Source organism: Mycobacterium sp. 852002-51057_SCH5723018, from assembly GCF_001667035.1.
Taxonomy (GTDB): domain Bacteria; phylum Actinomycetota; class Actinomycetes; order Mycobacteriales; family Mycobacteriaceae; genus Mycobacterium.
This window is the reverse complement of record NZ_LZIR01000081.1, coordinates 140,282-147,067: the sequence shown is the minus strand read 5'-3', so window position 1 is coordinate 147,067 and position 6,786 is coordinate 140,282. Positions and strand designations below refer to the sequence as shown.

The 6,786-nt window shown below is 67.9% G+C and carries 5 protein-coding genes and 1 pseudogene; 3 read left to right on the top strand and 3 right to left on the bottom strand.

The annotated features are described in order from the left end of the window. Positions 1-129: pseudogene (locus A5764_RS17695) on the bottom strand (TetR/AcrR family transcriptional regulator); the annotation flags it as partial. A gap of 110 nt (positions 130-239) precedes the next feature. Between A5764_RS17695 and A5764_RS17690 the strand changes: the two are divergent. From A5764_RS17690 to A5764_RS17680, 3 genes are all read left to right on the top strand, one after another. Beyond that, positions 240-890, top strand: a complete 651-nt coding sequence (locus A5764_RS17690) for a TetR/AcrR family transcriptional regulator (RefSeq protein ID WP_067114842.1) — start codon at positions 240-242, stop codon at positions 888-890. A 102-nt stretch (positions 891-992) separates the two neighbouring features. Then, positions 993-2,777 (top strand): NAD(P)/FAD-dependent oxidoreductase, encoded by a 1,785-nt coding sequence (locus A5764_RS17685; protein WP_067114840.1) that lies wholly within the window; start codon positions 993-995, stop codon positions 2,775-2,777. Continuing rightward, positions 2,774-4,354: an NAD(P)/FAD-dependent oxidoreductase gene (locus tag A5764_RS17680; protein WP_067114837.1), complete on the top strand. Its 1,581-nt coding sequence runs from the start codon at positions 2,774-2,776 to the stop codon at positions 4,352-4,354. Before A5764_RS17685 ends, A5764_RS17680 begins: the two co-directional genes overlap by 4 nt. Here the strand turns inward: A5764_RS17680 and A5764_RS17675 are convergent. Together A5764_RS17675 and A5764_RS17670 are read right to left on the bottom strand one after the other, a co-directional pair. After that, positions 4,294-5,694 (bottom strand): DUF2252 domain-containing protein, encoded by a 1,401-nt coding sequence (locus tag A5764_RS17675; protein WP_067114836.1) that lies wholly within the window; start codon positions 5,692-5,694, stop codon positions 4,294-4,296. The two genes, A5764_RS17680 and A5764_RS17675, sit on opposite strands and share 61 nt — an antisense overlap. A gap of 225 nt (positions 5,695-5,919) precedes the next feature. After that, positions 5,920-6,747 carry an SDR family oxidoreductase gene (locus A5764_RS17670; protein ID WP_067114835.1) on the bottom strand — a complete coding sequence of 276 codons (828 nt, stop codon included), beginning with the start codon at positions 6,745-6,747 and terminating at the stop codon, positions 5,920-5,922. Between the last annotated feature and the right edge of the window lie 39 nt (positions 6,748-6,786).

The window sequence follows — 6,786 nt, the reverse complement described above, 5'->3', positions numbered from 1 at the left end:
GGCGATCTCGCGGATGGTGGCCCTGGAGTAGCCCACCTCGGCCGCGCAGCGCATGGTCGCGGCGACGATCCGTCGGCGGGTCTCCTCACCGCTCGCGCCGACCGGGCGACCCAGCTGCGCCCGCGTCATGGTGATGTCCTCACTCGTGCGTCCTGTCCGTCGACCCTGCAGCCAAGCTGCCGCTAGGAGAGAATATAATCGCACGATCGATTACTCGAGGTTCGGCGCGGAGGTGCGCGGTGGGTGAACCAGTAGCGCCGGCACAGTTGGGCCGCCCGGTGGGTGCCGATGGTGCGCAGACCCGCGCACGGATCATCGCCTCCGCGATGCGCTGCGTGGCCGAGGTGGGCTACTCCAGGGCCACCATCCGCGAGATCGCCCGCACGGCCAAGGTCACCAGCGCCAGCCTGTACAACTACTTTCCGAACAAGTCTGAATTGATCACCGCGGCGATCGCGGCCAGAACCGAGGTCGCGTTGCCGCGGCTGCGCCAGGCCGCCGGCCGTCCCGGCGGCGTCATCGAACGAATCGAAGCGGTGCTCGACGAATCCGGCCAACTGATGCGGGAATATCCCGATCTCGCCGCCTTCGAGTGGGCGATTCGGGCCGAAAACGCGCTCGCTCCTGAGTCCCGGATGGGCGGCGGCTCGGGCTTTCAGGCGTTCCGCGAGATCATCGAGAGCATCGTCGGGGACTCCACTCAACGGGGCGCGGTGGAAGCGGTCTATTCGCTGATCTATGGCCTCACCGAGCTGGCTGCCACGTTGCCCGCCGAGGACTACCACGCGGCGCTCGACTCGGCCAAGAAGCTGATCAGGGGCACGCTACTGGGCTCCCGATCCGCCGGCCCAGCCACCAGCGCGCGGGCCCGCCCGAGATCCACGCGCTGAACGCAGGCTCGACGCCGTCACCGCAGACCGGTCGGGACGAAGGTCCTTGATATGATCAATCGATTGATTATATAGTCGGCTCACGAACAGGAAGCCGAGACCTTGACCGAGACCGTGGGCGTGGCGTTCGACGTCGACGCGCTGCGACAGAAATACGCCGAAGAGCGGGCGCGCCGGCTGCGGCCCGACGGGATCGCGCAGTACGTGGAGACGGCGGGCCCTTTCGCCCGATTTGCCGAAGACCCTTGGGCCGACGGGAACTTCACCCGCGAACCGCTTACAGACGAGGTCGACGTGGCGGTCATCGGCGCCGGCTTCGGTGGGCTGTTGACGGGGGCGCGGCTTCGCGAGCTCGGTGTCGCAAGCGTGCGGCTGATCGACCGGGCGGCCGATGTCGGTGGCACCTGGTACTGGAACCGGTATCCGGGGATTGCGTGTGACGTCGAGTCCTATGTGTACATGCCGCTGCTGGAGGAGCTGGGCTACATTCCCTCCGAAAAGTACGCCAAGGGGCCGGAGATCTTCGCCCACTGCCGGCGCATCGCCGAGCACTACGACCTGTACCGCAACGCGTGCCTGCAGACCGACGTGCACGAGATCCGTTGGGATCCGGGCGAGTCCCGCTGGATCATCCGAACGAACCACGGCGACCAGATGCGGGCCAGGTTCGTCTCCATGGCCAACGGGTATCAGGCCAAACCCAAGCTGCCCGGCATCGAGGGCCTCGACCTTTTTCGTGGTCAAGCGTTTCATACCAGCCGGTGGGACTACGGCTACACCGGCGACAAGCTGCAGAAGCTGGCCGGCAAGCGGGTGGGCATCATCGGCACCGGCGCCACGGCGATCCAGTGCGTGCCGCACCTGGCTTCGGCCGCAGGTCATCTCTACGTCTTCCAGCGCACGCCCTCATCAGTCGACGTGCGCGCCAACCGGCCCACGGATCCGCAGTGGGCCAACGCATTACCACCTGGCTGGCAGCGCCACCGGATCCAGAACTTCCAGATCCTGACGGCCGGCGGCCGGGCCGAGGAGGATCTCGTTGCCGACGCCTGGACGAGCATCACGCGGAAGCTCCCAGTGATGCGCCACGACGGCGCCGGCTCGCTGGCCCCTGACGTCGAGCTGGCCGACTTCGTCAAGATGGAGGAAATCCGGGCGCGGGTCGACGAGCTGGTGGCCGACCGCGCCACCGCCGAGGCGCTCAAACCCTGGTACGGATACTTCTGCAAGCGCCCCTGCTTTCACGACGCGTATCTGCAGACGTTCAACCGCGACAACGTCACGCTGGTCGACACCCGCGGCCGCGGCGTGGAGCGCATCACCGAGGCCGGCGTGGTCGTCGACGGAGTCTGCCACGAACTCGACTGCCTGATCTTCGCAACGGGTTTCGAGGTGGGCACCGACTACTGTCGGCGCACCGGCTTCGAGCTGATAGGCCGCGACGGCGTGACGCTGACCGAGCGGTGGCGCGACGGTGTGCGCACATTCCAGGGTCTGTGCGCCAACGGTTTCCCGAACTGTTTCATCGAGAGCATCGCCCAGGCGGGGCTCACCGTGAACTTCCCCTACCTGCTGGACGTGCAGGCGAGCCACGCCGCATGGATCATCGCGTGGGCGCTCGACCGCCACGTCACCGAAGTCGAGGCATCACCCGGCGCCGAAGCCGCGTGGGTGGAGATGGTGACGGCCCGGTCGACCGCCACCGCCGAGCGGGCCGCGACCTGCACCCCCGGCTACTACAACCGGGAAGGCAAGGCGGACGCCAAGACCCGCCAGGGCAGCTTCTTCATCGGCGCACCGACCGAGTACGCCGACATCCTGGCGGCATGGCGGGCGCACGGTGGCCTGGACGGGCTGGAAATCCGCACCGCGGGGGCGCGGCAATGACGAGCCGGCAAGCCCGTCGGCGCTACGCGATCGGGCGGCTGCGCGGCGCCCGGCGGCGCCGCGCTTCCCCGAGGGTGGCGATCATCGGCGCGGGCTTCGGCGGCCTAGGCGCGGCGGTGGCGTTGCGCCGCGCCGGCATCGACGACCTGGTGATCATCGAGTGCGCCGACGGAGTGGGAGGCACATGGCGGCGCAACGTCTATCCTGGCGCCGCGTGCGACATCCAGAGCCACCTGTACTCGTATTCGTTTGCGCCGAACAAGGTTTGGAGCCGCACGTACGCCCGGCAACCCGAGATCCTCGCCTACCTCGAATCGGTGGCCGACGACTTCGATCTGCGCCGCCATCTCATGCTGGGCACCAAAGTGCGTTCGGTCCGCTGGAACTCCGACACCTGGACCTGGGAGTGCGCGCTGGACCGCGCCGGGCGCGCCGCCACGCTGACCGCCGACGTTGTCGTGTGCGCCATCGGGCTCTTCGGATCGCCCAGGCTTCCCGGCATCGAGGGCCTGACCGATTTCGCCGGAGCGCTGATCCACACCGCCCGGTGGGATCACGGCGTCGAGTTGGCCGGCAAGAGGGTGGCTGTCATCGGGACCGGTGCCAGCGGGGTGCAGGTCGTTCCGGAACTGGCGAAGATCGCGCGCAGCGTGACGGTGTTCCAGCGGACTCCGCCGTGGATGGTCCCCAAGGACGACAGACCCTACAGCGCAAGCGAATTGGCGCGATTTCGGCACAACCCCCTGGCGGTGCGTCTCGCGCGCTGGCGAATCTGGAAGTTCCAGCACGACAACACCGCGACTTTTGCCGACGACCCGCTGGTAGCCGCGCGCACGCATGTCGCGACCTCGTTCTTGGGGCGCACCGTGGCCGATGAGCGGCTGCGCCGCGCGCTGACCCCCGACTATCCCTTCCGCTGCAAGCGGGTGCTGCTGGGCGACGAGTACTACCGCGCGTTGCAGCAAGACAACGTCGAGCTGGTGACCGACGCAATCGAGCGGGTCGGCCCGACGTCGGTCACCACCGCGGCCGGTCGTGCGGTCGACCTCGATGCGATCGTGCTGGCCACCGGATTCGAGGCGGCACGCTACCTGTCGGGCATCGACGTCATCGGGATCGGCGGGCAGCGGCTGCACGAGCGCTGGGGCGCCGACCCAAGCGCCTACCTGGGCCTGGCCGTCGCCGGATTCCCGAATTTCTTCATGCTCTACGGGCCCAACACCAACCAGGGCGGCAACTCGATCGTCTACATCCTCGAGGCGGGTGCGCGGTTGATCGCCAGCGCGGTGAGCCGGGTTGCGCGCCGGGGTGGGTACGTCGACGTGCGCCCCGAGGTCGAAAAGCGTTACAACGACCGGCTTTCCGCGGACCTCGAGCGCACGGTGTGGACCCAGTGCGACAGCTACTTTCGTTCACCTACCGGCCGCATCGTGACCCAATGGCCCTACACCGAGCTGGAATATGCTCGCCGCACCTGGCGGATCCGTCCCCGGGAGTGGCTGCACCGCACCGACCGCTACCGGGCGGGATCGTCGGCGACCTCGATGTCACCGGCCGCCGCGGCCGCACGCAGTTGATGAAAGTCGTCGAGTGACTTGTCGGCGTAGGCATACGACCACTCGGCGACCGCGTTGTGCACGCTGTCGTTGGTGCCGACGTATCCGCGCAGTATCGACGCATTCGCGCTCTGCGAGTGCGCCCGCGCCAGCAGCACCGCGCAGGCGGTGACATATTCTCCGAACGTGGCGGCGGACATCCCTTCGGTGTCGATGGTGCCCTTCATGTCGTGGAACTGACGCACGTAGTAGTCGCGGCCGTCCTTGCGTGTGGTTCCCAGGAAGACATCGGACATGGCCTGCAGGATCTGCTGGCCGTCGGTGACGCGCACGCCCTGGCCCTTGGCCTCGACGGCCGAACGCAGGGTTTGTGGTTGGGGCCATCCGCCGAATTCGTCGAGCACCGATCGCACCGCCTCCTTGATCTGCAGGATCAGCGGCGTGCCGTTAGGGCCCACCAGGATGACCAGGTAACAGCGGGTGCCGACGCTGCCCACGCCGACCACCCGCAGCGCGACGTCCGTGATGCGAAAGTGCGACAGCAGCAGGGCCACGTCGGCCGGTACGACCGCCAGATACTCCTTAACCGCCTCCACCAAAGGCGCTTCGATCTCCTCGTCGACGTGCTGCAGGACCGGGGGCGACTCGCGCAGGCGCGGGGTTCCGTCCGTCCCAATCTCCATGATCTGCTGGAAGACTCGCGCCGACGTTCGGTTGCGCGCCCGGAACATCGTTTTCTGGATCACCGCGTGTAAGCCCTTCGACGCCTTCCCGGTGTAGCGCTCCGGTTCCGCGCGCAGGTAGTAGCGGTCGAGAACGTTCATCTCCTCGAGCATCGCCTGCAGGCCGGTTTGATAGCCCACCAACGCCTGTTCGACGCCACGGCGGATGGCCTTGGCCGGATACCCGGCGTGGCGGCCGCCGACGACGGCGCTGGTGATCAGGCGTTTGACGTCCCATTCGGCGGGCGCCACTGCGGCTTCGTCGAAGTCGTTCAGGTCGAACACCAATGACCGGTGCGGGGCGGCGTAGATGCCGAAATTGGAGACGTGGGCGTCGCCGCAGCACATGATCTCGATGCCGGTCGATGGGCTGGCGGCAAGGTCGGCGGCCATGACCGCCGCGGATCCACGGTAGAACGAGAAGGGGTCGGCGAGCATTCGGGCGAACCGCAGCGGGACGAGTTCGGTTAGCCGCCCGGCATTTTGGGCGACCAGAATGTCGGTAGCCGACCGCGCCGACGGGGTCAGCTGTGCCAGGGAGCGCCGCGGGGCGGTCTTGCGCAGCGAGCGACCGCGGGCCACGTCCTCGCCCGGAACTTCGAGGTCGATCAGGCGCTCACGCAGCACCCGTTGGGGCATCTGATCAGCATATGCATGCCGACCGCCGTGTACTTAGTTTCAGGCTGATTCTCAACGCTGTGCCGAGGGGCGTGCTCGTTAACACCGTCAAAATGTTGGAGGCCCGGCTCGATAGCCTGGGGATCGCGGTGAGAGGACGCCCGGATGGTAGAAGCGTTCGGCGCTGAGGTGTCTTCGCCTGCGACCGGCCCCGCACGCCGGAGTTGTATTACCTGGTCTGATGGCCTAGCCCGCCGGGCTTCCCGCCTTCATCGCCGCGATGACGCCGCCGTCTACGAGCAGGTCGGTACCGGTGATGAAGGATGCTTCCGGGCCGAGCAGGAACGCGGTGGCCGAGGCGATGTCGTCCGGGGTTCCGAGGCGGGCCGTCGCCGAGGCGGCGACCATCGCGCGCATGCCGTCACCGACCGGGGAGGCGAGTTCTTGTTGTCCCATCGGCGTTGAGATGACGCCGGGGCTGATCGAGTTGATGCGGGCGCCGCGCCGGCCCCACTGCGCGCTGGCAGCGCGGACTCGGATGTGGTTGGCCTGCTTGGCGATTCCGTAGGCGATGCCGGGCTGGGCGAGCTTTTGAGCGTGGACGAAGTCCAGCCCCAGCAGGTCACGCGCCGGGGTGTGGGCCAACGCGCGTTCTTGCACGGCGGTCGGCGGTGGGAACATGTGCCCGGCCATGCTGGCGATCACGACGCCCGCCCCGCCGGCCGCGACGACTGCGCCGAATTCCTCCAGCACCAGCGCCGTGCCCAAAAGATCCACGGCCAGGATCGCTTCGGCCGAGGCCTGCGAGGGGGACAGGCCGGCGGTGTGTGCCACCTGGGTCACGTCGCCGAGCGTGGCCGCGAGTTCGGCGAGCTGGCTCACCGAGTCCGGCGAGGCGACGTCGACGCCACGACATTCCACGCGGTGGCCGTCCGCGGTCAAGGACTCGCCCACCGACGCCAGCGCTGCGTCGTTGTAATCCGCCAGCAGCACCGTCTTGCCGGCGCCCAGGCGCCGGGCGATGGCCTGCCCCATGCCGCCGACGCCGATGACGGTCAGCACCTCGCGGGCCATGCGCGCTCCACATCCGAAGGTTGGCTAGTTAACCCGCGA

Excerpts from the sequence above, each read along its gene's own strand:
- A5764_RS17680 (WP_067114837.1), top strand. The coding sequence starts at position 2,774 with ATGACGAGCCGGCAAGCCCGTCGGCGCTACGCGATCGGGCGGCTGCGC.
- A5764_RS17675 (WP_067114836.1), bottom strand. The coding sequence starts at position 5,694 with ATGCCCCAACGGGTGCTGCGTGAGCGCCTGATCGACCTCGAAGTTCCG.
- A5764_RS17670 (WP_067114835.1), bottom strand. The coding sequence starts at position 6,747 with ATGGCCCGCGAGGTGCTGACCGTCATCGGCGTCGGCGGCATGGGGCAG.